Source organism: Bacillus sp. ME78, assembly GCF_903970865.1.
GTDB classification, from domain to species: Bacteria; Bacillota; Bacilli; order Bacillales; family Bacillaceae_G; genus Bacillus_A; species Bacillus_A cereus.
In genome coordinates this window covers 1-238 of sequence record NZ_CAJCKK010000120.1, presented here as the reverse complement: position 1 = coordinate 238, position 238 = coordinate 1, and the positions used below count along the sequence as shown (strand labels likewise).

Below are 238 nucleotides of genomic sequence, written 5' to 3'. Positions count from 1 at the left end.
TTCGGATCAAAGCTTACTTACAGCTCCCCGAAGCATATCGGCGTTAGTCCCGTCCTTCATCGACTCCTAGTGTCAAGGCATCCACCGTGCGCCCTTTCTAACTTAACCAAACTAAAATTAAAAAATATGAGCTACACTGTTATCTAGTTTTCAAAGAACATACATTTATATTTGAGAGATAGTTCTCTCAAAACTGAACAAAACGAAACACGGAAACTTATATTGATGAACAGCGTTC

General features: G+C 39.1%; 1 rRNA gene. It reads right to left on the bottom strand.

Features of this window, described 5'->3' with window-relative positions:
* A 23S ribosomal RNA gene (locus H6481_RS28555) occupies positions 1-108 on the bottom strand; the annotation flags it as partial.
* Positions 109-238 lie beyond the last annotated feature (130 nt).